The organism is Asanoa sp. NPDC049573 (assembly GCF_040676615.1).
Taxonomy (GTDB): Bacteria; Actinomycetota; Actinomycetes; order Mycobacteriales; family Micromonosporaceae; genus Asanoa.
In genome coordinates, this window is sequence record NZ_JBFAPI010000002.1 from 132,878 (window position 1) to 155,970 (window position 23,093).

General features: G+C 72.6%; 21 protein-coding genes. 6 read left to right on the forward strand and 15 right to left on the reverse strand.

Going from position 1 to position 23,093, the window contains the following annotated elements; all coding sequences use genetic code 11:
* Nucleotides 1-58: 58 nt before the first annotated feature.
* Nucleotides 59-226, reverse strand: coding sequence for a DUF5679 domain-containing protein (locus tag AB0J74_RS04190; protein WP_170215861.1), 168 nt, complete (start codon nucleotides 224-226; stop codon nucleotides 59-61).
* A 516-nt stretch (nucleotides 227-742) separates the two neighbouring features.
* On the opposite strand from AB0J74_RS04190, the gene AB0J74_RS04195 reads away from it, so the two are divergent.
* Nucleotides 743-1,273: a M48 family metallopeptidase gene (locus AB0J74_RS04195; protein WP_363444431.1), complete on the forward strand. Its 531-nt coding sequence runs from the start codon at nucleotides 743-745 to the stop codon at nucleotides 1,271-1,273.
* A 40-nt stretch (nucleotides 1,274-1,313) separates the two neighbouring features.
* On the opposite strand, the gene AB0J74_RS04200 is transcribed toward AB0J74_RS04195, so the two are convergent.
* From AB0J74_RS04200 to AB0J74_RS04215, 4 genes are all read right to left on the reverse strand, one after another.
* Complete coding sequence (locus AB0J74_RS04200; RefSeq protein ID WP_363444434.1) at nucleotides 1,314-1,922, reverse strand: hypothetical protein; 609 nt, start codon at nucleotides 1,920-1,922, stop codon at nucleotides 1,314-1,316.
* 331 nt (nucleotides 1,923-2,253) lie between these two features.
* Nucleotides 2,254-2,625 (reverse strand): WhiB family transcriptional regulator, encoded by a 372-nt coding sequence (locus AB0J74_RS04205; protein WP_363444437.1) that lies wholly within the window; start codon nucleotides 2,623-2,625, stop codon nucleotides 2,254-2,256.
* A 129-nt stretch (nucleotides 2,626-2,754) separates the two neighbouring features.
* On the reverse strand, nucleotides 2,755-3,003 hold the full coding sequence (locus tag AB0J74_RS04210) for a hypothetical protein (protein WP_363444440.1): 249 nt from the start codon (nucleotides 3,001-3,003) through the stop codon (nucleotides 2,755-2,757).
* A 123-nt stretch (nucleotides 3,004-3,126) separates the two neighbouring features.
* Nucleotides 3,127-5,295: an ATP-dependent DNA helicase UvrD2 gene (locus tag AB0J74_RS04215; RefSeq protein WP_363444442.1), complete on the reverse strand. Its 2,169-nt coding sequence runs from the start codon at nucleotides 5,293-5,295 to the stop codon at nucleotides 3,127-3,129.
* 71 nt (nucleotides 5,296-5,366) lie between these two features.
* Here AB0J74_RS04215 and AB0J74_RS04220 point away from each other — a divergent pair, with 71 nt between their 5' ends.
* On the forward strand, nucleotides 5,367-5,612 hold the full coding sequence (locus AB0J74_RS04220) for a mycoredoxin (protein WP_363444445.1): 246 nt from the start codon (nucleotides 5,367-5,369) through the stop codon (nucleotides 5,610-5,612).
* 37 nt (nucleotides 5,613-5,649) lie between these two features.
* Here AB0J74_RS04220 and nudC read toward each other — a convergent pair whose 3' ends face one another.
* The 4 genes from nudC to AB0J74_RS04240 are packed head-to-tail and all read right to left on the reverse strand — an operon-like array spanning nucleotide 5,650 to nucleotide 10,122.
* The gene (gene nudC / locus AB0J74_RS04225; protein WP_363444447.1) at nucleotides 5,650-6,612 is read right to left on the reverse strand and encodes an NAD(+) diphosphatase; all 963 of its coding nucleotides are present in this window, start codon (nucleotides 6,610-6,612) and stop codon (nucleotides 5,650-5,652) included.
* Entirely contained in the window at nucleotides 6,609-7,928 is a 1,320-nt protein-coding gene (locus tag AB0J74_RS04230; protein ID WP_363444450.1) for a pitrilysin family protein, read from the reverse strand. Before AB0J74_RS04230 ends, nudC begins: the two co-directional genes overlap by 4 nt.
* Entirely contained in the window at nucleotides 7,925-9,232 is a 1,308-nt protein-coding gene (locus AB0J74_RS04235; protein WP_363444453.1) for a pitrilysin family protein, read from the reverse strand. The genes AB0J74_RS04230 and AB0J74_RS04235 overlap by 4 nt, the downstream gene beginning before the upstream one ends.
* A 38-nt stretch (nucleotides 9,233-9,270) precedes the next feature.
* The gene (locus AB0J74_RS04240) at nucleotides 9,271-10,122 is read right to left on the reverse strand and encodes a hypothetical protein (RefSeq protein ID WP_363444455.1); all 852 of its coding nucleotides are present in this window, start codon (nucleotides 10,120-10,122) and stop codon (nucleotides 9,271-9,273) included.
* Between the two features lie 35 nt (nucleotides 10,123-10,157).
* On the opposite strand from AB0J74_RS04240, the gene AB0J74_RS04245 reads away from it, so the two are divergent.
* Nucleotides 10,158-10,565 carry a pilus assembly protein CpaE gene (locus tag AB0J74_RS04245; RefSeq protein ID WP_363444458.1) on the forward strand — a complete coding sequence of 136 codons (408 nt, stop codon included), beginning with the start codon at nucleotides 10,158-10,160 and terminating at the stop codon, nucleotides 10,563-10,565.
* Nucleotides 10,566-10,580: 15 nt separating this feature from the next.
* Nucleotides 10,581-11,792 carry a M20 family metallopeptidase gene (locus tag AB0J74_RS04250; protein ID WP_363444461.1) on the forward strand — a complete coding sequence of 404 codons (1,212 nt, stop codon included), beginning with the start codon at nucleotides 10,581-10,583 and terminating at the stop codon, nucleotides 11,790-11,792.
* On the opposite strand, the gene AB0J74_RS04255 is transcribed toward AB0J74_RS04250, so the two are convergent.
* From AB0J74_RS04255 to AB0J74_RS04270, 4 genes are all read right to left on the reverse strand, one after another.
* On the reverse strand, nucleotides 11,767-15,081 hold the full coding sequence (locus AB0J74_RS04255) for a UvrD-helicase domain-containing protein (protein WP_363444463.1): 3,315 nt from the start codon (nucleotides 15,079-15,081) through the stop codon (nucleotides 11,767-11,769). The two genes, AB0J74_RS04250 and AB0J74_RS04255, sit on opposite strands and share 26 nt — an antisense overlap.
* On the reverse strand, nucleotides 15,078-18,575 hold the full coding sequence (locus AB0J74_RS04260) for an ATP-dependent DNA helicase (RefSeq protein WP_363444466.1): 3,498 nt from the start codon (nucleotides 18,573-18,575) through the stop codon (nucleotides 15,078-15,080). The genes AB0J74_RS04255 and AB0J74_RS04260 overlap by 4 nt, the downstream gene beginning before the upstream one ends.
* Nucleotides 18,576-18,638: 63 nt before the next feature.
* Entirely contained in the window at nucleotides 18,639-19,175 is a 537-nt protein-coding gene (locus tag AB0J74_RS04265) for a TIGR00730 family Rossman fold protein (protein ID WP_363444469.1), read from the reverse strand.
* Complete coding sequence (locus AB0J74_RS04270; protein WP_363444472.1) at nucleotides 19,176-19,991, reverse strand: TIGR00730 family Rossman fold protein; 816 nt, start codon at nucleotides 19,989-19,991, stop codon at nucleotides 19,176-19,178. It abuts the gene before it with no gap.
* 233 nt (nucleotides 19,992-20,224) lie between these two features.
* Here AB0J74_RS04270 and AB0J74_RS04275 point away from each other — a divergent pair, with 233 nt between their 5' ends.
* Nucleotides 20,225-20,395, forward strand: coding sequence for a hypothetical protein (locus AB0J74_RS04275; protein ID WP_363444475.1), 171 nt, complete (start codon nucleotides 20,225-20,227; stop codon nucleotides 20,393-20,395).
* Here the strand turns inward: AB0J74_RS04275 and dapE are convergent.
* On the reverse strand, nucleotides 20,392-21,465 hold the full coding sequence (gene dapE / locus AB0J74_RS04280) for a succinyl-diaminopimelate desuccinylase (protein ID WP_363444478.1): 1,074 nt from the start codon (nucleotides 21,463-21,465) through the stop codon (nucleotides 20,392-20,394). The two genes, AB0J74_RS04275 and dapE, sit on opposite strands and share 4 nt — an antisense overlap.
* Before the next feature lie 24 nt (nucleotides 21,466-21,489).
* Here dapE and dapD point away from each other — a divergent pair, with 24 nt between their 5' ends.
* The gene (gene dapD, locus AB0J74_RS04285; protein WP_363444481.1) at nucleotides 21,490-22,440 is read left to right on the forward strand and encodes a 2,3,4,5-tetrahydropyridine-2,6-dicarboxylate N-succinyltransferase; all 951 of its coding nucleotides are present in this window, start codon (nucleotides 21,490-21,492) and stop codon (nucleotides 22,438-22,440) included.
* On the opposite strand, the gene AB0J74_RS04290 is transcribed toward dapD, so the two are convergent.
* A complete protein-coding gene (locus tag AB0J74_RS04290) occupies nucleotides 22,437-23,066 on the reverse strand; it encodes a nucleoside/nucleotide kinase family protein (RefSeq protein ID WP_363444484.1) in 630 nt (209 codons plus the stop codon). The genes dapD and AB0J74_RS04290 overlap by 4 nt on opposite strands.
* Nucleotides 23,067-23,093 lie beyond the last annotated feature (27 nt).

The window sequence follows — 23,093 nt, forward strand, 5'->3', positions numbered from 1 at the left end:
AAGGGGCGGCCAGGTCGGCCGCCCCTTCCCGCGAACAACTTCGTGCAATGCGCGGTCGTCAGACCTTCGCCTTGCCGAGGATCCGGTTGACAGTGGTGCCACACACCGGGCATTTGCCCTTGGCCATGTTCATACCGGTCTTCGACACCTCGACGGTCCCGGTGAAATCACGCTTTTCCTTGCACTTGACGCAGTACCCGTTGTAGGTCTGGGCCTTGTCGGCCACGATGCCCTCCTAGTCTTGTTCGCCGGTTTCGCCCCGGCGAATGCCCGGGCGCGGCACAAGAGCACCGGCGTCGGGGCTTTCTCCGCGGTCACACGTGTGACCGCCGGTCCGCGGACCCTACCCACATGCGGGCGGTTCCATGTCAGGAACCCGATCATCACCAGCGACGGGGCCCCGCTGGTAGTGCGATTCGACACCTGACGGGGACGAGTGTGCATGTCGGACTCGGCCTGATTAGTCAGATTCGCTCGGGACACGCCGACCAAAGCCCTCCTGCGAGCGGGATCACGCCGTTTACCGCCCATCCGGGCGTGGCATCCCTTACGGTTTGCCGTAAGGTCCCTCGGAGCGCAGCGGACCCACGGCTACCGGCGTCGCCCGCGAAAATTTTTCCGGACGAGCCGCCGTCAACCGGCACTTTCCCGGCGTGACCGTGTGTGTTGGCCCTTGCGGCGGCATGGCACCTACCGGTTAGCGTGCCTTCGTGACTGAAACCCGGGGCTCCGGGGTGCGGTAATGGCCGCCACGCGGAAGCCGGTCGTCGAAGTACGGCGCTCCCAGCGCCGGCGCCGCACGGTGTCCGCCTACCGCGACGGTGAGCGCGTGGTCGTGCTCATACCCGACCAGTTCTCGCGGGCCGAAGAGACCGAGTGGGTTGACAAGATGCTCGCCCGCCTCGCCGCTCGCGAACACCGCCTCAGCCGCAGCGACGCCGAGCTGCAGGCCAGGTCGCAGCGCCTGATCGCCCAATACCTGGCTGAGTTCGCCCGCACGGCCCAGCCGGCCAGCGTCCGGTGGGTGACCAACCAAAACGGCCGTTGGGGCTCCTGCACGCCCGCTGACCGGTCCATTCGCATCTCCCACCGGATCCAGGAGATGCCCGACTGGGTGATCGACTACGTGCTCCTCCACGAGCTCGCCCACCTCGTCGTCCCCAGCCACAACGCCCGTTTCTGGAACCTCGTGGGCCGCTACCCGAAGACCGAACGCGCCCGCGGCTACCTGGAGGGCGTCGCCGCCACCGCAGGCGTGGTCCTCGCCGACTGAGCCGACCGAGCCGCAGCGGGCCGAGCGGCGCGATCCTGAGTTAGCTCAGGGCGGTGCCGGTCAGCAGCGCCCTTGTCGCGTCCCAGCCCTCTACGGCCTGATCGAGCGTGGCCAGGTCTGCCGGGGTGCGCAGGCGACGCCAGCCTGGAGCAGTTGCCACTTCGGCCGGGTTGGGGGCGTGAGGGCGAATTGTGGTGGCTGCCTGCTCGGTGTCGAGATCCAGCTCCGGGAGCCAACCAGGGGCCGGCAGGCGGGAGGCGACGCCGAAGAGGCCCGGGCCCTCGGCCTGGGCCACCGCCACCGTTTTGGTGGTCAACGGGCGCAGGAGTTTGCCCAGGATCAGGCCCGGCACGTCGGGGGCATCCGAGGCGATGACCGCCGCCTGGTCGTAGCCGTCGGCCGCCGCGGCCCGCAGAGTGGCGTTGACCGTGGCCGTCGGGATGTCGTAGATCTGCATCGAGGGCCAGGCGACCGCGTCCGCCAACGGGCGATCGGCCTTGGTCGCGGCGATGGCCGGATCGACCTCGTTCAGGGTGGCGAGCAGGTCGACCACGTCTTCGGCCAGCGCGTGGCGCCACTTGTCGAGCTCGATGCCAGGAGGCGCCCACGTTGTCGGGGTGAGCAGGACGACGATCACACGGCGAGTCACGACGTCCAGGCTAATCACTCCCGTTCGGTTGCCGACGAAGACGGCGGCCCGCCCCCCAACAGACAGGGAGCGGGCCGCCGCGGATAGGTAGCGATCTACGACCTACCAACCGCCGATCTGGCGCGCCGACTCGCGGCGGGCCTGCATGGCGATGGTGCGGGCAGATCGGTTGGCCTCAGAGCGCGTCTTCCTGCCGGTCTGAGGCAGACGCATTCGCGCTCGGGACAACGCTTCTTGGATGAGATTCATCTCGGTGGCTCCATTCACACTGTTCATGGCGGGGTTCTTCGTTCTCTCGGTGTGGGTGGGGGTTACGCGGACCGTCGGCACGTCAGGCCGCCAGTCGGACTGCGACGCGCGGCTGGTCGGTCAGCCCTTCGGCTGCCATCCGCGCCTCGACCTCGACTCGGAGGACGGCGTCACGGGCGACGTCTTCCTTGCGCGGACGGCCACGGGGCCGCTTGCGCGGGACGACCGCGCCACGCTCGAAGATCTCGCCGCCCCAGACGCCCCAGGGCTCGGCACGCTCGACCGCGCCGGCCAGGCACTCGACGCGCAGCGGGCAGTCCCCGCAGAGCGACTTGGCCAGCTCGAGCTCGGTAGGTGCGTCGGCGAACCACAGGTCCGGGTCGAACTTCCGACAGGGCAGTTCCGCGTCCAACCCGACGCTGCTCGCGTCGTGGTCGGCCAAGGCCAGGCTCATCGCCCGGTCACCTCTCTCTCGCGTCCGGTCTCATGGACCGTTTCCTGAAACTGGTGGAGCAAAAAACTAAGGCCGCGGATCCCGGGTTACGGGTTCCGCGGCCTCGAAGTGAGCCGTCAGGTCTATGTGTTAGACCGGCCTACTTCGAGGTGGAACGCCGCGGACATCCATGCCGCCCTTGACCTGAATGCCCTTGACCGTGGACACATTGGTCCCGTCGAACGTGGCGGCAGTGGGCACCAGGAGCAGCTCGGCCTGAGCCTGGGCCTGATATGCCGGCGCGATCGGAGCCTGGGCAGCCGCGTGGAAGCGCGCAGCTTCCACCGGGCTCAGGGCAGCGCTCAGCGACCACGGTCGGGTCGTGTTGATGCTTGCCACCGGGGCCACCTCCTTCTGCTTTCGTCTCGCGGCCGGAATATCTCTGCCTGACCAGGGTTGAGCAGCGCTCTTCCCTGATGTGCTCTGAGGCTATGCCTCCCCTTCAGGGGAGGGCAAACGGTTTTACGGGTCATTCGCCGAACTTTTTTCTGGCTCAAGATCATCAACCGCCGCGCCCGCCACGAGAGCCAGCGCGGCGTCGCCGTAGAGGCCGAGCTTGCGCGGCCCGATCCCAGCGATGGCGATCAGGTCGGAGCGCTGCGTCGGCTTGCGCTCGGCGATCGCCACCAGCGTCGCGTCAGTGAAGACCACGTATGCCGGAACGCGCTGACCTGCGGAAACGCGCGCCCGCCAGGCCTGGAGCCGCTCCAGCAGCTCTTCGTCCAGATCGGACGGACAAGTCGCGCAGCGGCCGAGCTTGCGGTCGGCGCCGCCCAGCAACGTGGCACCGCAGATGCGGCAGGAGACGATTCGCGGCGGCCGGCTGTCGGCTTTGCGACTGTGTGGCGACAACCCGCCGCCGCCCCCGCCGCTCCCGGACCGGCCGTCGAACTGCGGCAGGAACCGGCATGGCCGCCGCGGCCGGCCACCCGGCGAACGGGAGATCGCGTAGGACAGCCAGAGCCACTCGCGGGCCCGGGTCACACCGACGTAGAGCAGCCGCCGCTCCTCCTCGACCTGCTCGGGCGTCTTGGCGTAGGTGGTCGGCAGCGTGCCGTCGGAGAGACCGACCACGAACACCGCATCCCATTCGAGCCCCTTGGCCGAGTGCAGCGACGCCAGCGTCACGCCCTCGACGGTGGGCGCGTGCTGCGCCGCCGCTCGCCGGTGCAACTCGTCGACGAAGTCGGCCAGCGACGGCGAACGCGACGACACCGCACCCTCGCCGAGCGGCAGCACCACCGGCGTCGCCGCGAAATCTTCGGCCAGCTGCACCAGCGCGGCCAACGCCTCCCAGCGCTCTCGCGCCGCACCGCCCGGCGGCCGCTGCGAGGGCGCCCAGCCGACCGCCTCCAGAGCGGAGATCACCGCCGACGCCAACGGCGCGGCCGCGTCGACCGCGCGGGTCGCCGACCGCAACGCCACTACCGCCTGCCGGACCTCCGGCCGCTCGAAGAACCGCTCGGCGCCCTGGACGACATAAGGCACCTCGGCCTCGGCCAGCGCCTTCTCGTAGGTCTCGGACTGCGCGTTGGTGCGGAACAGCACGGCGATCTCGCGCGCCGGCGTGCCCGTGGCGATCAACTGCTGGCAGCGCGCCGCCACCGCCGCCGCCTCGCCCGGCTCGTCCTGGAAGATCCGCAACTCCGGCTCGGCACCGGAGGGGCGCTGCCCGACCAACTCCAGCCGCAGCCGCGCCTCGGCACCCCGGGCCTGCCGGATCACCGCGTTGGCCAGGCCGACCACCTGCGGCGTGGACCGGTAGTCGCGGACCAGCCGGACCACGACCGCGGACCGCCGCAGCCGCGGGAAGTCGATCAGATAGCTGGAGGTCGCACCCGTGAACGAGTAAATCGTCTGCGACGCGTCGCCGACCACGGTCAGGTCGTCGCGACCGCCGAGCCAGGCGTCGAGCAACCGTTGCTGCAACGGGTTGACGTCTTGGTATTCGTCGACCACGAAGTGCCGGTATTGCGCCCGGACCTGCTCGGCGACGTCGGAGTGCTCCTCGATCCCCCACACCGCCGCGCGCAGCAGGTCTTCGAAGTCGATCACGCCGTTGCCCCGCTTCAGCTGCTCGTAGGCGGCGAACACCTCGGCCACCTTGGCTGCCTCGAACGGGGTGTCACGGGTCGCCTTGGCCGCCGCCACGGTGTATTCGCCCGGCTCGACCAGCGACGACTTGGCCCACTCGATCTCGCCGGCCAGGTCGCGCGCCCCGGTGCGGTCGGTGCGCACGCCCACCCGCGCCGCCGCGAGCCCGACCAGCCGGGCCTTGCTGGCCACCAACTCGGGCATCTCCCGACCAGCGAGCAGCCGCGGCGCGAAGTAGCGCACCTGCCGCAGCGCCGCCGCGTGGAACGTGCGGGCCTGGACACCGGCGACACCGAGCGCCGCGAGCCGGGCCCGCATCTCGGCCGCCGCCCGCGCGGTGAAGGTCACGGCGAGCACGTGGCGGCCGGCGGTTTCGCCGCGCAACGCCCGATAGGCGATCCGGTGGGTGATCGCCCTGGTCTTGCCCGTGCCGGCGCCGGCAAGGATGCAGACTGGCCCGGCGGGCGCGGTCACGGCGGTGCGCTGCTCGGGGTCGAGGCCCGCCAGGACCTGTTCCGCCGGAGAGTCAACCGCCACAGTCAGGAATCATGACAGCCCGGTCTGACGTTCCACCGAACGGAGACCCCTTACCCCCCGGAGGAAGCTCGATGTTGACCATGTACTCCACCTCGTGGTGCGGTTACTGCCACCGCCTCAAGTCCCAGCTCGACCGCGAGGGCATCGCCTACGAGGTGGTCGACATCGAGCGCGAGCCGGCCGCGGCCGACTTCGTGATGAGCGTCAACGGCGGCAACCAGACCGTCCCCACCCTGCGCTTCGACGACGGCAGCGCGCTCACCAACCCGTCGATCACCCAGGTCAAGCAGCACCTTTCAGCGCTCGAGGCGGCATAACGGACGTTGTTGGAGGGGCCCATGCACGAGGCCCCTCCTAAGCCGCCAGCCAACTGGTGATCAGGAAATGGGCGATCGAGACCTCCATCGGCAGGCCGACCAGCGCCGGCTCGTCGGCCGTACCCACGTCGATCCCGTCGCCCGTCAGAACCGCCTGGATCTCGCGCCGGGTGAACCACCGGGCCTCGGTGATCTCGACCGCGTCGACCTTCAGCGGCTGCGCCGCGTCGGCGACCGCCGAATAGCCCAGCATCAGCGATCCCGGGAACGGCCACGCCTGACTCGCGACGTAGTCGATCCGGTCGAGCGCGATGCCGACCTCCTCCAGCACCTCGCGGGTGACCGCCGCCTCCGCCGACTCCCCCGGCTCGACGTAACCGGCCAGGCAGGAGAACCGCCGGTGGCCCGGCTGCTTGGGCCAGGTCGCGTTGTTGCCCAGCAGGCACCGGCCGTCGGGCCCGGCGACCCCGTCGTGCACCAGCACGATCATCGCGGGGTCGGTGCGCGGCCAGGTCTGGTTTCCGGCCTCGTCGATCCGCGACCAGCCGGCCTCGCCCACCGTCGTCGGCTGGCCGGACTGGGGCGAGTAGGGGCTGCGGGCGTGCCAGTTGAGCAGCGCGAGCGCCGTGGTCAGCAGCCCGGCGTCGCGGTCGTCGAGTTGGTGCCCGATGTCGCGCAGGTTGGCCGGCCGCGTGCCGGGCACCGCCGCCAGCGGCTCGTCCAGCGCGAACACCGCCACCCCGTCGGGCTCGACGCCCAGGAACACGGCCGCTGATTCGTCGGCGCCGTCGGTCGGCGACAGCACGAGCCGCAGCACCGCACCGACCGCGGCGTCGGCCGCGTCGCCGGTGACCAGGTCACGGAACAGCGCGGTGCCGGCCGACGAGTCGACCCGCAGCAACCGGGCGGACGGCCAGGCCGACGCGAGCCAGTGCGGGTCCGACCGCCGGTGCCCCGCCCGGTCGAGCGTGGACCGGGCGAGGGGCGGTGCGCTGCTCATTCCAGTTCCACCTCACGCAGCGCCGCCACCGGCGCCTCGATCTTCTCGGCATCGCCCAGGATCACCGTCACGGCGCCGGACGGTGCGAGGTATTTCGCCGCCGCGGCGGCCACCTCGTCGCGGGTCGCGGTCGCCAACTGCTGGCTGTAGCTGGACAGGAAGTCCAACCGCAGGCCGGCACCGGCGTACGTGGACGCCAGGCTGGCCAGCCCGGCCTGGGTCGACATGCCCAGCTTGAGCGTGCCGAGCACGTACTGCCGCGCCTGCTCGAGCTCTTCCTCGCCGGGCGGCAGCGTCGCCAGCCGGCCCAGCTCGTAGATCGTCTCCAGCAACGCCGGGCCGGTCACCTCGGTGGCCACCTCGGCCGAGGCCAGCACCACCGAACCGGCCGCGGAGTGGTCGACCACCGAGTGCGGCCCGTAGGTGTAGCCCTTGTCCTCGCGGATGTTCTCCACCCAGCGCGACGAGAAGTAGCCACCGAACACCAGGTTGGCCAGTTGCAGCGCGGCGTGGTCGGGGTGGGTCCGGGGCACGCCGGGCAGCGCCAGCCGCAGCGACGACTGCACCGAGCCGGGCCGGTCGACCAGCAGCACCGGGCCGGCCTCGGGGCCGGGCGCCACCGGCAGCGTCACGTCCTTGCCGCCGCCGTTCCACGAGCCGAGCACGGCCTCGGCCGTGTCCAGCGCCCGCTTCGGCTGGAAATCGCCGACCAGCACCAGCGTCGCGCCGGCCGGGTGCACCCGCTCGGCGTGCAGCGCGCGCAACTGCGCCGGACGGACCGCGCGCACCTGCTCGGGCTCGGGCGTCTGCACCGCGTACGGATGCCGCCCGTAAAGCCGCCGCAACAGCGCCTCGCGGGCCAGGTGGGCCGGTTGGCTCTTGGCGACCTGGATGTTGTCGACGAGCCGGTCGCGCTCGGTGGCGACCTCGTCGGTCGGGTAGGCCGCGCCGTCGAGCACCTCGGCCAGGATCTCCAGGATCCGGCTGAGCCCGGCGGCCAGGCTGTTGCCGCTGATCATCAGCCGGTCGGGGTCGACCGACGCGCTCAGCCCGCCGCCGACCATCTGCAACTCGGCCGCGATGTCGACGGTGGACAACTGCTCGGTGCCGGAGAACACGGTCTGCGAGAGCATCGCGCCGCGGGCCAGGTTGGCGCGGGCGAACGGGACCCGCAGCCGCACCTCGACCAGCGGCACCGCCGGGCGGCGGATCGCGATCACCGTGAGGCCGTTGGTGAGCTGCCGCTCCGCCTCGGTGGGTAGCTTGATCGGCGCCGCCGGCAGCAGGGCGGGCAACGTCCGCTTCGTCTGGGTCACTGTCCGCCTCCGGGGATGACCTCGACCGACGCCCGGCGCTGCGGGGTCAGGGCGGCCGCGGCCGCGCGGATCTGTTCGGGTGTGACCTCGCCGATCAGCCGCGGCAGGTCGTTGATCAGCTCGGGTGCGCCGCGCTGCTGTTCGAGCACCGCGATCCGCAGCGCCCGGCCGAGCACCGCGTCGGTGTCGCGGAGCAGGTGGGTGGCCATCCGGGCCTGCACCCGGGCCAGTTCGCCGGTGCTGATGCCGTCGGTGGCCAGCCGCTCCAGCTCCTCGTCGGCGGTGCGCAGCACCTTGTCGACGTCGCCGCCGGGCGGCAGGTGGTATTGCAGCAGAGCGGCGGTCGGGTTGCGGACCTCGAACGGCTCGCCCATGAAGCCGAGATAGCCGCCCAGGCTGGTCACCGTGCGGTCGCGCAGCACGAGGCGCTCGACCAGCCGGGACGCGTCGCCGTCGGTGAGCACCTCGGCCAGCACCACGTAGGGCAGGTAGGCGTCGAAGTCGTCGATCGGGTCCGGCACCCGCCAGGCCGACGCGATCGCCGGCAGCGGGGCCAGCCGGTCGGCGTAGGACTCGCGCCGTTCGCTGGGCAGGTCGGGCTCGTCGAAGTCGGGGCGGACCGGCGCGGGCCGGGCCGGCACGTCGCCGAAGTGCCGCTTGACCATCTCCGTGGCCTCGGCCACGTCGAGGTCACCGGAGACCGACAGGACCGCGTTGCCGCACGCGTAGTAGCGCTCGAAGAACTCGGCCGCGTCGGCGACCGTGGCGCTCTCCAGGTCTTCGAACGACCCGTAGCCGTCGTGGGCGTTGGCGAACGTGTCGAACATGACCGGCGGCAGCTTCAGCCAGGGGAAGCCGCCGTAGGGCCGGTTGAGCACGTTGACCCGGATCTCCTCCTTGACCACGTCGACCTGGTTGCGCAGGTTCTCCTCGGTCAGCCGGGGACCGCGCATCCGGTCGGCCTCGAGGAACAGCGCCCGCTCCAGCGCGCCGGACGGCAGCGCCTCGAAATAGTCGGTGTAGTCGAGGTGGGTCGAGCCGTTGAAGGTGCCTCCGGCGCCCTGGACGTGCCGGAAATGCTCGAGTTTCTCGAGGTTTTCCGACCCCTGGAACATCAGGTGCTCGAAGAGGTGGGCGAATCCGGTGCGCCCCTCCGGCTCGCTGCGGATGCCGACGTCGTAGACGACCGCGACGCCGACCACGGGTGCGCTGCGGTCGGGCGCCAGCACCACCCGCAAGCCGTTGTCGAGCGTGAACCGCTCGACCGGATATTTCGTCGCCGGGATCTTTATTCTGCGGGCCACACGGCCGAGGTTAGCGCGCCGGCGGGCGTGCGTTGCCGTCAGACCACCCGCATGCCGGCCAGCGCGTCGCTGGCTACCCAGTCCCACTGGGTGTGGGTGCCCGGAATCGAGACGTAGAGGATCGCCGCGCTCGGCTTGCCGACATCGATGCAGGCCAGCGCCACGAGCTCGTCGGTGGCGCGCAGCCCGGCCGTCTGGAAGTGCAGCCGGAACACGGTCACCCAGGCCGGCCGTCCACCCAGGACGGTGCGCTCGTCGCGGATCAACTCCTGCTCGTTGGGCTGCGGGTAGTAGTGGGCCCGGGCGTCGGCGGCCACCTGCCGGCCCACGCATTCCAGGTCGAAGGTGAACGCGTCGTTGACCGCGGCCGGCACCGCGCCCGAGAGCACCGAGGCGTGATAGTCGCTGACGCCGTCGTAGAGGTGCTCGGTGATGAAGTGCTGCCCGACCTTGTAGGGCACCTGCAGCTCACCGGCGTTCCACACCGCGTTCCAGGCCTCCCAGGGCGGCCCGTAGGACGGGTAGGAGATGCCGGCGGTCTCGTCGACGGTGCGCGGACCGGTGGGCGCCGGAGCGGGTGCCGGACCGCTCGGTGCGACCGGGCCGCCGGACACGTCGGGCGGCGGCGGGCAGGCCCGGGCCAGCGGCGGCCGGGCGTCGGCCGGGGCGTGCGGCCGGCCGGACAGCAAACCGTCACCGGAGCCGCGCGGATGCACCACGATCACCACGATCAGGCCGACCAGCGCGATCAGCGTGGCCGCGCCGGCGAACCACCAGAGCCGGCCGCGCCGGCGCGGCCCGTCCGGCGGAAGCGGCGGTGGCGGCAGGTCGGACGGCGGCGGGCCGAGCCGGGTCACTGCCCCAGCGGGGAAGCGTTCGGCATTCGGCATACGCCTAGTGAAGCACCCGAGGCACCATGGAGGGCGTGCTGTCCGTGCCGCTCGCCCTGCGCCTGCGCGAAGCCGGCCTGCGCTGGAAGCCGGCGCCCGGCGACCGCTTCGCCATCCCGGACCGGGACCTCGACGACGAGGTCTTCGTGCTCAGCAACATGGTCATCGCGGTGTATGAGCTGCCTGACGGCCCGGTGATCGGCTTCAACGGGACCACCGAGTGGGCCATGGACGACGTCGAGCAGAGCGAGGCGATCTGGCTGCCCCGCGAAGACCAACTCCGTGAACTGCTCGGCGGCACGTTCCACATGCTGGAACGCGGGCAGATGGAATTCCGCGTGGAGATCACCGCCGCCGGCCGCCGGCGCAGTTTCGAGGGCGGCACCGCCGAGGAGGCGTACGGCGAAGCGCTACTGGAACTGATCAGGCTCGGTGTCGACTGAGAGGGAGTCAACCCGATGAACTTCCGGGAGTCCGCGGAAAAGATCAGCGACGACCTGGTCGCCCTGCGCCGGTCGTTGCACCGCGAGCCCGAACTGGGCCTGCACCTGCCGAAGACGCAGGCGGCCGTGCTGTCGGCGCTGGCCGGCCTGCCTTTGGAGATCACCACCGGCCGCGCGCTCAGTTCGGTGGTGGCGGTGCTGCGCGGCGGTCGGCCCGGACCATCGGTGCTGCTCCGGAGCGACATGGACGGCCTGCCGGTGACCGAGCAGACCGGCGTGGAGTTCGCGTCGACGAACCCGGGCAGGATGCACGCCTGCGGCCATGACCTGCACATCGCGATCCTGGTCGGCGCCGCCCGGCTGCTCAGCGCCGTCCGCGACCGGCTGGCCGGCGACGTGATCTTCATGTTCCAGCCGGGCGAGGAGGGCCCGGGTGGTGCCCAGCCGATGATCGCCGAGGGCGTGCTGTCGGCGGCCGGGGATCCGCCCGTCGCGGCGTACTGCCTGCATGTCTCGGCGGTCTTCCCGCGCGGGATGTTCTTCGGCCGGCGCGGCACGTTCGGCGCCGCACACGACACCTGCAAGATCCGCGTCCACGGCAAGGGCGGCCACGGTTCGACGCCGTTCCGGGCCCGCGACCCGATCCCGGCCGCCTGTGAGATGGTGCTGGCCCTGCAGACGATGGTGACCCGCGGCTTCGACGTGTTCGACCCGGTCGTGCTGACGGTCGGCCGGTTCCACGCCGGCACGGTCGACAATGTCATCCCAGCGACCGCCGAGTTCGCGGCCTCCCTGCGATCCTTCTCCAACCCGGCACGGGAGAAGCTCATCCGGCGTACGGGCGAGGTGGTCCAGGGCATCGCCGCCGCCAACGGGCTCGAGGTCGACGTCGAACTCGAACGCGGCTATCCGGCGGTGGTCAACGACGTCGGCGAGGCCGACTTCGCGGCGGCGACCGCGGTCGAGGTCTTCGGCGACTCGCGCTACCAGTGGCTGGAAAACCCGAAGACCGGCTCGGAAGACATGTCGTTCGTGCTGGAGAAGGTGCCCGGCGCCTACCTCAACCTTGGCGCCTGCCCGCCCGACCGAGACCCGGTGAGCGCGCCGACCAACCACTCGGCCGACGCGCTCTTCGACGACTCGGTGATCGCCGACGGCAGCGCCTTCTTCGCCGAAATGGCCTCCCGCCGGCTCGCGCGGGCTAGCTCGCCGTCGGCAGGGCGGTGACCAGCGCGGCCAGCCCAGCGGCGTCGAGCAGGTCGACCGGCCGCACCGTCTCGCCGGACCGCACATAGTGGAACGCCGCCCGGACCCGATCGACCGGCACGCCGGCCAGGTTGGCCCAGGCCAGCCGGTAGGCGGCGAGCTGGATCGAGGCGGCCCGCTCGTCGGCGCCGGTCGGGCGCCGGCCGGTCTTCCAGTCGACCACGTCGAACCGGCCGCCCGGGTCGGCGAACACCGCGTCCATCCGGCCGCGGAGCACGACACCGCCGACCACGGTCGCGAACGGCACCTCGACCTCGACCGGCGCCCGGTCGGCCCAGTCGCTGGCCAGGAACAGTTCCTGCAACTCGGCCAGCGCCTCGTCGGGCGCGGCGTCTTCGTCGGCGGCGCCGGGCAACTCGTCGACGTCGAGCAGCCGGACAGCGCCGAACCGCTGCTCCAGCCAGGCATGGAAGGCGGTGCCCCGGCGGGCGTAGGGGTCGGGGTGCGACGGCATCGGCCGGCGAAGCGACCGGGCCAGCGCCTGCGGGTCGCGCTGCAGCAGCACCAACTGCGAGACGGTCAGGTGGTCGGGCAGGGTGACCTCGAGCGGCCCGGGACCGCGCACGAGCTTGTCGCGCTCGGCGATCAGCATGTCGACCTCGCGCCGCCACCGCTCGGCGTCGTCGGCCGCCTCGGGGTCGAGCAGCGCGTCGGCGTCGGGCTCGGTCATCAGCCGGCGGACGAGCACGGCCGCCTCGGTCAGCGCGGGGCGGCGGGGGCCGAGCGGGTCGCCCGGCCATTCTGCGCGCGGTGTCTCCTCGACCGTCGGGTTGGACTCGCCGGCCGGCTCGGGTGCCCAGGCGTCGACCTCGCCGCCGCCCGCTACGCAGGCGTCGTAGACCTCCGTGAGAAAGCGCGACGGCCCGCGCGGGCGCTTGACGCCCTCACCCCACCAGTAGCCGGAGCAGAGCAGCAGCCGCCGCGGCCGGGTCACCGCGACGTAGGCCAGCCGGCGTTCCTCGTTCTCGTCGTGAGCCCGCCACGCGTCGCCGAACTCGCTCAGCGCCGCCATCACCTCGCGCTGGTCGCCGGTGTCGTCGAGGGCGAAGCGGGGCAGGCCGCCGGCGTCGCCGCGCAGCGGGAAGGGCAGCACGCCGAGGCCGCCGAGGTAGTTGTCGGAGGCGCGGGCGGTGCCCGGCCAGACGCCGCGGGACAACCCGGCGACGGAGACCACGTCCCACTCCAGGCCCTTGGCTGCGTGGGCGGTGAGCACCTGGACGGCGCCCTCGACGACCTCGACCTCGCCGGGCTCCAGGCCGCGCTCCTCGTCTTCGGCGGCGGCCAGATAGGCCAGGAAGCCGGGCAACGCGCCGCCGTCGCTGTCGCGAGCGAACCGGGCGGCCACATCGCCGAGGGCGTCGAGGTGGCCGCGGGCCAGGCCGGCGTCGCCGCCCCGGCCGCCGGTGCCCGCCCGCACCGCGACCTCGACGTCGAGCCCGATGGTGCGCTCGACGTCGGCGATCAGGTCGGGCAGTGGCTGGTCGATGCGGTAGCGCATCAGGGCCAACTCGTTGCCGTAGGCCCGCAACCGGGCATAGCCCTCGGCCGAGTAGAACTGCGCGGGCCCGAGGTCGGCCAGGGCCTCGACCAGGGTCGCCTCGTCGAGGGCATCGGGCACCAGGTCGGGCTCGTCGCCCTCGGGGTGGGCCAGGTCGCGCCGGGCGGCGGCGATCGAGCGGGACCGGCGGTGCAACGCCACCAGGTCGCGCGGGCCGATCCGCCAGCGGGCGCCGGTGAGCAGGCGCAGCAGCGACGCGCCGTCGGTCGGGTCGGCGAGCACCCGCAGCGTGCAGACCACGTCACGGACCTCGGGGGTGTCGAGCAGCCCGCCCAGGCCGACCACCTCGACCGGCAGCCCGCGCGAGCGCAGCGCGTTTTCGATCGCCGGGATCTGGCTGCGCACCCGGACCAGGACGGCGGTGGTCGGCCGCCGCTCCAGCGGGATCTGCTCGGGCAGCGCGTCGGGCATCCGGGCGGCGCCCCGCCAGGCGGCGACCAGGCTGTCGGCGATCCAGCCGGCCTCGTCGCCGACGGCCGGGAGCAGGGCACAGTGGACGGTGGCCCGGCCGCGGATCGGCTCGTCGACGCTGAACGCCGGGGCCAGCTCGGCGACCTGCGCACCGGCGGCCCGCAGCGGGGCGGAGAGCCGGTTGGCGACGCCGAGGATCTCGGGCCGGTTGCGCCAGCTCGTGGTCAGCGTCAGCGACCGGGCCGGCCGGCCGTCGGGGCGGGCGAACTCGTCGGGAAACCGTTCGAGCGTGCCGGCGCTGGCACCGCGCCAGCCGTAGATGGACTGGCACGGGTCGCCGACCGCGGTCACCGGGTGGCCGCCGCCGAACAGCGAGCGGAGCAGCACGACCTGGGCGTGGCTGGTGTCCTGGAACTCGTCGAGCAGCACGATCGGGTAGCGGGCCCGCTCGACCGCGCCGACGTCGGGATGGTCTCGGGCCACCCGGGCGGCGCGGGCCATCTGGTCGCCGAAGTCCATCGCCTCGAAGTCGATTTTGCGCTTGTCGTAGGCGCGGACCATGGGCAGCAGGGCGAGCCGGGCCTGCTGGATGGCCAGCGCCTTCTTGACGTCGGCGTAGACCCGGCCCGGCCGGCCCTGCACCTCGGCGAAGAACCGGCCCGTCCAGCCGGCCAGCTCGTCGGGGGTGACCAGGTGCTCGGCCAGTTCGCCGGAGAGTGCCAGCACGGCGTCGGTGACCGTGCTGGCCGCGCGGTCGACGTCTGACATGTCGCCGTCGTAGTTGCGCACGATCAGGTCGACGATCTGCCAGCGGGACGCCTCGGTCAGCAGCCGGGTGGCCGGCTCGTAGCCGGAGCGCAGGCCGTGCTCGGTGACGACGCGGGCGGCGTATGAATGATAGGTCGAGATCGTCGCCTCGCCGGACAGGTCGCCGGCGCGACCGAGGCGGCGGACCAGTTGGCCCAGGCGCATCCGCACCCGGTGGGCCAGCTCGCCGGCGGCCTTGCGGGTGAACGTCAGGCCGAGGATCTGGTCGGGCGTGGCGTAGCCGTTGGCGACCAGCCAGACCACCCGGGCGGCCATCGTCTCGGTCTTGCCGGAGCCGGCCCCGGCGACCACCAGCAGGGGCTCGACCGGCGCGGCGATGATCGCCGACTGCTCGGGCGTCGGCGCGTAGCGCATGCCGAGCAACTTGGCCAGCTCGACCGGCGTGTAACGCGGCCCGGCCGAGGCGGCTTTGCGCGGGGCGGGCGCGGTCGTGAACAGCGAGGGTTGGGTCATGATGACGGCGGCTCCACGACCTGGCGGCCCTTGCCCGAGATCGGGCAGCTCGTGCGGACCGGGCAGACCCGGCAACGGCTGTTGGCCACGGCGTGGAACGTCGAGGCCGCCATCGTCTCCGCGGTGCGCCGCACCAGCGCCTGCGCCCAGCCCGGGTCTTCGCCCTCGGCCAGCGACGGCTGCACCTGCTCCTTCGCAGCCTTGGCGCTGGTGCCGAGTTGGACCAGCGCGGCGCCGCCCGGCTCGTCGCCGTGCTGGTCGAAGGCGCCGGCCTGGACCGCCGCCTGGTAGGCCGCGAGCTGTGGATGCTCGGCCAGGTCGTCGGCGGTGGAGGTGGTGCGCCCGGTCTTGAGGTCGACCACGACCAGCCGCCCCTCGGCGTCGACCTCGAGCCGGTCGACCCGGCCGCGCAGCTCGACCGGCCGGATCGGGTCGTCGAGCCGCACCGCGAACTCCTGCTCGATGGCCAGCAGGCGGCGCGGGTTGGCGGCCAGCCAGTGCAGCAGTTTGTCGACCATCGCCTCGGCCCGCTCGCGCTCGGGCCCGGCCAGCCAGCGAGCGGCGAGGTCGATCGCGTCGAACCGTGCGGCGACGTATTCGATCAGCCGCTCCCGATCGGCCGCGGCGTCTTCGGCGAGCATCGCGGCCGCGTGCACCAGGTTGCCGATCCCTTGGGCGGCAGTGGCCGGCGCGGCGCCGCCGTGCCGTTCGAGCAGCCAGCGCAGGCTGCACCGCAGCGCGCTCTCCATGGTGGACGGAGTGACCCGCACGGTCTCACCCTCGTCGGTGAGCGGCCGATCGTCGGAGAGCGGCCGCAGCCCCCACCAGTCGTCGGGGTGCGCGCCCGGCACGCCGGCGGCGGCCAGCCGCGCCAACTCACCCGCCGCGGCGCGCCGCCGGGTGGGCGTTGCCGCCGGATCGGTCGCCGCGGTGCGCAACTCGGCCACCAACGCCGGCAACGTCATCGCCCGCGGCGGCCGACCCAACGGCAGGTCGTCGACATACTCATCCCGCTGCCGCACCACGACCGGCGCCGCGTTCTCGTCGGGCGGCACCGCCTCGGCCCAGTCGTCGGGCCAGATCACCCGCCCGTCGTCGTCGACCGGCAGGTCATCCGGATCGGGCGGCAGGTCCACGTCGGCCGGCAGACCACCGGCTCGCGAACCGGGACCACCCCGTGGCGAGTGACCATCGGGCTCCGGCGGGTCGTCGTCGGGGTCGGGTGGTGGGCCGTCGCCGTCGGGACCGGCCTCGCCGCTGGGGCCCAGGAGTTCGTGCAGGAAGCGGCTGGGTTGTTCCTCGTGGTCGGCGCCGCCGACCGCGGACGAGTTGACGGCCGAGACCAGGAGCCGCTGGCGGGCCCGGGTGACGGCCACGTAGAACAGCCGGCGCTCCTCGTCGAGCAGCGCGGACGCCTGGCCGACCAGCGACGCCGCCACCCCGGTGCCGTCGGCGCGGCCGGAGACCACGTCGACCAGCCGCTCGGAGCCGAGCAGCGTGCCGCGCAACCGCAGGTCGGGCCACACGCCCTCCTGCACGCCGGCCACCGCGACCAGGTCCCACTCCAGGCCCTTGGCCGCGTGGGCCGTGAGCAGCCGCACCGCCTCGCCCCGGTCGGCGCTGGGTGCGATCGTGTCGGCCGGGAGCTGTTGCCCCAGCACGTGGTCGAGGAAGACCTCGGTGCGGGCGCCGGGCAGCCGGTCGACGAAGCGGGCCGCCGCGTCGAACAGGACGACCACCGCGTCGAGGTCGCGGTCGGCCGCGGCGGCACGCCAGCGCGGGCCGTTGTCGGGCTCACCGGTGGCGCGGCCGGCGCGGGCGATCGCGCCGTACCACCGGTCGCCCAGCCCGGTCGCCCGCCACAGCGCCCAGAGCACGTCTTCGGCGTTGGCGCCCGGCTCCGCCGCCGCCTCACGCGCCGTCGCCAGCAACCGGGCCACCGACTTGGCCGGCGCGGCCCAGCGTCGCTCGACGGCGGCCAACTCGGCCGGGTCGAGCAGAGCCTCCACCAGCAGCTCGCCGGAGGGGCGCCGGTCGCCGGCGGCCAGCGCCAGTGTGCGCAGGCCCTGGCGGAGCCGCCGTTCGGCCAGCGGGTCGGCGCCGCCCAGCGGCGAGTGCAGCAGGGCGACCGCCGCCTCCTCGTCGAGCCGGGCCGGCTCCAGCGCGCAGCGCAGCAGGAGCAGCAGCGGCGCGACCGCGGGCTGCTGGTGCAGCGGCAGGTCTTCGGCGTGCACGACGGTCGGCACGCCCGAGGAGTGCAGCGCCCGTTGCAGCGACGGCAGTTGCAAGGTGGTGGAGCGCATCAGCACCGCCATCCGCGACCACGGCACCCCGTCGATGAGGTGGGCCTCGCGCAGCGCGTGTGCGAGGAACGCGGCCTCGCTGGTGCGGGAGCGGAACGTGCGCACCTCGACCAGCCCGGGAGCCCCGGCCGGGATCGCCCGGCGATGCCCGACCGGGCCGCGCAGGCGGCGGGCCACCCGCCCGGTCGCCTCGAAGAGCGGGCCGCTGGTGCGGTAGTCGGTGCGCAGCGTCACCGTGCGGGCGACGGCACCGGACGCGGTGCGGAACCGGTGCGGGAACGTGGTCACGCCGCTCGGGTCGGCGCCGCGGAAGGCGAACGTCGACGAGTCGGGGTCGGCGAACGCGACCAGCGGCGTGCCGCCCCCGGCCACCCGATGGAGCAGGTCGAGCTGGGCCGGGTCGGTGTCGGCGAGCTCGTCGACGTAGACGATGTCGAGCCGGCCGCGCTCGGTGGCCAGCAACTCCGGGTCGTCGTCGAGCAGCCCGGTCGCGGCCCGCACCAGCTCGGCGGCGTCGTAGGCGACCGAGCCGCGGGTCGTGGCGTCGCGCAGCGCCAGCACGGCCACGTATTCGCGCAGGAAGCGGGCCGCGGCCGGCCAGTCGTCGCGGCCGAGGCGCTCGCCCAGCCGGGCCAGCTCGACCGGGCCGATCCCCCGCTCGGCGGCGCGCATCAGCAGGTCGCGCAGCTGCTCGGCGAACGCCCGGGTGCGCAGCGCGGGCTGGAGGTGCTCGGGCCACCCGATCGGGTCTTCGTCGGGCCCGACCACGTCGAGCAGCTCACGGATGACCAGATCCTGCTCGGGACCGGTGAGCAGCCGGGGCGACGGCTCGCCGCGCAGCGCCGCGGCCCGGCGCAGGATGCCGAACGCGTAGGCGGCGAACGTGCGGACCAGCGGCTCGTGGACGACCCGCCCCTCGCCGGCGGCGATCCGCGACTCGATGCGGTTGCGCAACGCCGCGGCGCCGCGCCGGCTGAACGTGAGCACCAGCACCCGCTCGGGATCCACACCGGACTCGACCCGGGCGGCGACGGCCGCGACGAGCGTGTCGGTCTTGCCGGTGCCGGGGCCGCCTAGCACGAGCAACGGCCCGTCGCTGTGCGCGACCACGTTGGCCTGCAAAGAGTCGAGCCGGTCAGCCCGAGACTCTTCCGGCGCGGGCGCCCGGCGAACCAGCCGGTACGCCTGCATCCGCCCATCGAACCACGCGGGTCCGACAAGCCCCACCGGCACCACCCGCCCCGGAGGGGAAAATCAGCGAGGCAGGACCGCCATCGCCGAGTCGATCGAAGGCACGACGGTCAGCAGGTCGAACGCCTCGGGGCGGACGAAGCCGCCCGGCGCCAGGGTCCGCAGCCAGCTCAGCAGCCCGGAATAGAAGCCGTCGACGTCGAGCACGACCACCGGCTTGTCGTGTGCCCGAAGCATCCCCGTGGTCCAGACCTCGAACAGCTCGTCGAGTGTGCCGATGCCGCCGGGCAGGGTGAGGAACGCGTCCGACTTCTCGATCATCATGTTCTTGCGGCTGGCCAGGCCGTCGGTGACCACGAGCTCGTCGGAGCCGGTGTCGGCGATCTCCCGGTCGACCAGCGACTGCGGGATGATGCCGATGGTGTGGCCGCCGGCGGCCCGAGCACCGGCCGCGACCGCGCCCATCATCCCGGCCCGGCCGCCGCCGGAGACCAGGACGTGCCCGCCCCTGGCCAACGCGGCGCCGACCGACGTGGCCAGGTCGAGCCAGCGCTGGTCGAGGGTCTGCGACGACGCGCAGAACACACAGACGGCGGCCATTCAGTCGTCGCCGCCGGCGGCCGCGGCGTCGAGCAGCGCCTCCTGCTCGGCGGCCAGGGCCGCGTCGGCGTCGACGATGTAGTGCACCGCCGCGTCGACGTCGTCGGTCACGCAGACCAGGTCGAGGTCGGCCTCGCCGATCTTCCCGTCGGCCAGCAGCGTCGTGCGCATCCAGTCGAGCAGCCCGCGCCAGTAGGCCTCGCCCATCAGCACGACCGGGAACCGGGTGACCTTTCCGGTCTGCACCAGCGTCAGCGCCTCGAACAGCTCGTCCATCGTGCCGAAGCCGCCCGGCAGCACGACGAACGCCTGCGCGTACTTCACGAACATGGTCTTCCGGGCGAAGAAGTAGCGGAAGTCGATGCCCATGTCGACCCAGTCGTTGATGCCCTGCTCGAACGGCAGCTCGATGCCGAGCCCGACGGACAGGCCGCCGGCCTCGGTGGCACCGCGGTTGGCGGCCTCCATCACGCCCGGCCCGCCACCGGTGATGACCGCGTAGCCGGCCCGGGCCAGCGCGGCGCCGACCTGCTCGGCCAGCACGCACTCCGGGCTCTGCGGCTTGCTGCGGGCCGAGCCGAACACGCTGACCGCCGGCGGCAGGTCGGCGAGCGTGTCGAAGCCCTCGACGAACTCCGAGAGGATGCGCAGGGCGCGCCAGGCGTCCTTGGTCTTCCAGTCCGCCCGGGTACGCGAGTCCAGCAGCCGCTGGTCGGCCGTAGCGTAGGGGATCGCGTCACGGCGCAGCGTGACGGCGCCGCGGTGGCGTTCCGGTCCGCGTCGTCGGTTGCGGTCGCGGCCGTTTCCGTGGGTCATGGTCACCACGGTAGCCAAACCGGGCCGACCCGCCAGGTTGCGGCCCGCCATCGAACGGGCTCACAAGTCGCGGGATCGGATTCGGCCGTCTGGCCAGAGTTGGACGGTTACCAGAAATTCACACGGATGCACCCGCAACCGAATTCGCTTGCTGGGCGTCTTATCTTTCGAATACCGGGTATGCAGGGCCGCCCGGCACCGCCGCCGGGCACCTTGGGGGGAGGAACGCCACCATGACCCGCTTCGACCAGATCCGCCAGCGCCGTGAAATGCACCGCCGCATCCGGGCGGTGGTGGCCGAACGGCGACTCGACCGCATCGCGCCGATCACCGACGAAGACGACGAGCCGACCATCGAGCTGCACCCCATCAACGACACGGTGAGCTGCGGCGACCGCACCTAGCCGACAGCCAGCCAGCGATGCAGGGTGAGCGCGCCCTGCCGGATCAGCGGGATCTCGACGTGCTCGTCGACCGCGTGCGCCACGTTGGGGTCGCCCGGCCCGAAGTTGAGCGCCGGGATGCCCATCGCCGCGAACCGTGACACGTCGGTCCAGCCGAGCTTGCCGATCGGGTCGGTGCCGACCGCCTCGAGGAACTCCCGCGCCGGTGCCGCGCCCAGGCCCGGCAGCGCACCGGGGGCCGCGTCGACGAGCGTCACCTCGTACCCCTGGAAAAGCTCGCGAAGGTGGGCCTCGGCCTCTTCGACGGACCGGTCCGGCGCGAACCGGTAGTTGATCTCGATCTCACACCGGTCGGGGATCACGTTGCCGGCGATGCCGCCGTTGATCCGCACCGCGTTGAGCCCCTCGCGATAGTCGCAGTTGTCGATGGTGACCCGCCGGGCCTCGTAGTCGGCCAGCCGGTCGAGCACCCCGGAAGCGGCGTGGATCGCGTTGACCCCGCGCCACGACCGCGCCGAGTGGGCCCGCTTGCCGGTGGTGCCGACCAGCACCCGCATCGTGCCCTGACAACCGGCCTCGACGATCCCGTGGGTCGGCTCCAGCAGCACCGCGAAGTCGGCCGCGAGCCACTCCGGGTGGCTCTTGGAAACCAGGTTCAAGCCGTTGTACGCGGAGTCGATCTCCTCGGCCTCGTAGAAGAAGTAGGTCACGTCGTAGCGCGGCTCCGGCAGCTCGACGGCCAACTGGAGCGCGAGCGCGACGCCCGACTTCATGTCGGAGGTGCCGCAGCCCGACATGATGTCGCCGTCGATCGTGGCCGGCAGGTTGTCGGCGATCGGCACCGTGTCGAGGTGACCGGCCAGCACCACCCGCTGCGCCCGGCCGAGGTCGGTGCGCGCCATGACCGTGTTGCCCAACCGCTCCACCCGCAGGTGCGGCGTCGCCCGCAACACCTGCTCGACACAGTCGGCCATGTCTTTCTCGTGCAGCGACACCGACTCGATGTCGACGAGCACCCTGGTCAGCTCGACCGGGTCCGACAACACGGCGGGGGTAAGCGGATTGGTCATGCCTCGCACGCTACCGTCATAAGCGTGATGAGCGAGCAGCCTGCCTGGGGAATCGGCCTGTCGACCAGCACCGCCGAGGGTCAGGTGCTCGACGCCTGGTTCCCGGCCGGCAACCTCGGGCTCGGTGCCCGGCCCACCGGCGACCCGGCGACCCTGCTCGGCCCTGCGGCCGGCGCGGTCGGCGAGCGCGCGCTACCCGGCCTGGGGAGCGAGATCGTGGTCGTCGAGATCGGCTCGCTGGCCGACCCGATCAAGGACGCGGCCGACGCCTACCTGCGGCTGCACCTGCTCTCCCACCGCATCGTCCGCCCCAACGAGCTCAACCTCGACGGGATCTTCGGCATGCTGGCCAACGTCGCCTGGACCTCGGCCGGGCCGTGCCCGCCCGACCGGGTCGACGAGCTGCGGGTGCGCGAGCGCCTGGCCGGCCGGCAGCTCACCGTCCACGGCGTCGACAAGTTCCCCCGGATGATCGACTACGTGGTGCCCGCCGGCGTCCGGATCGCCGACGCCGACCGGGTGCGGCTCGGGGCACACCTGGCCGCCGGCACCACGGTGATGCACGAGGGCTTCGTCAACTTCAACGCCGGCACGCTGGGCACCTCGATGGTCGAGGGCCGGATCGTCGCCGGCGTTGTGGTCGGCGACGGCTCCGACATCGGCGGCGGTGCCTCGATCCTGGGCACGCTGTCCGGCGGCGGCAAAGACAAGCTGCGGATCGGCGAGCGCTGCCTGCTCGGCGCCAACGCCGGCATCGGCATCTCGCTCGGCGACGACTGCGTGGTCGAGGCGGGCTGCTACGTCACCGCGGCCTCGAAGATCACCCTGCCCGACGGCCGGGTGGTCAAGGCCCGCGAGCTCGCCGGCCTCGACAACCTGCTGTTCTGGCGCAACTCGGTGACCGGCGCGCTGGAGGCCCGCCCCCGCTCGGGCAAGGGCATCGAGCTCAACGCGGCGCTACACGCCAACGACTAGGTTTCGATCACCCGCACGACCAGGTCGGCCCGGTTGCGAGTGGTCGCGATCAGCTCGGCGTTGACCTGGTCGCTGCCGTAGGAGCGGGCCTTGGCCTCCGCCTGGCTGCGACCGAACGCCATGTGCCGGGCCACCAGCCGGCGCAGCCGCAACTCTTCGTCGAGGTCGAGATACCAGACCTCGTCGAGCACCAGCCGCACGCCCGACCAGGGCTCCTCGGGCACCAGTAGGTAGTTGCCCTCGGTGACGACCAGCCGCACCTCCGGCGGCACCGCGATCGAACCGGCGATCGGCTCCTCGATCTCCCGGTGGAACGCCGGCGCGTAGACGGTCTCCGGCCCGCCGGCGGCCAGTCGCCCGAGCATCGAGACGTAGCCGGCACCGTCGAACGTGTCGATGGCGCCCTTGCGCTCGTGCCGGCCCAACCGGTGCAACTCGGCCTCGGCCAGGTGGTAGCCGTCCATCGGGACCAGCGCCGCCGTCGGCCCGACGGCCTCGACAAGCTTCGCCGCCAAGGTTGACTTGCCGGCGCCGGGCGCGCCGACGATGCCCAGCAGCCGCCGCGGGCCGAGATCAGCCAACGCCGCGGCACGGGCCACGAGCACATCGAAGGGGTACGCCGTCACGCGAGGAACTATCGCACGGCCCGCACC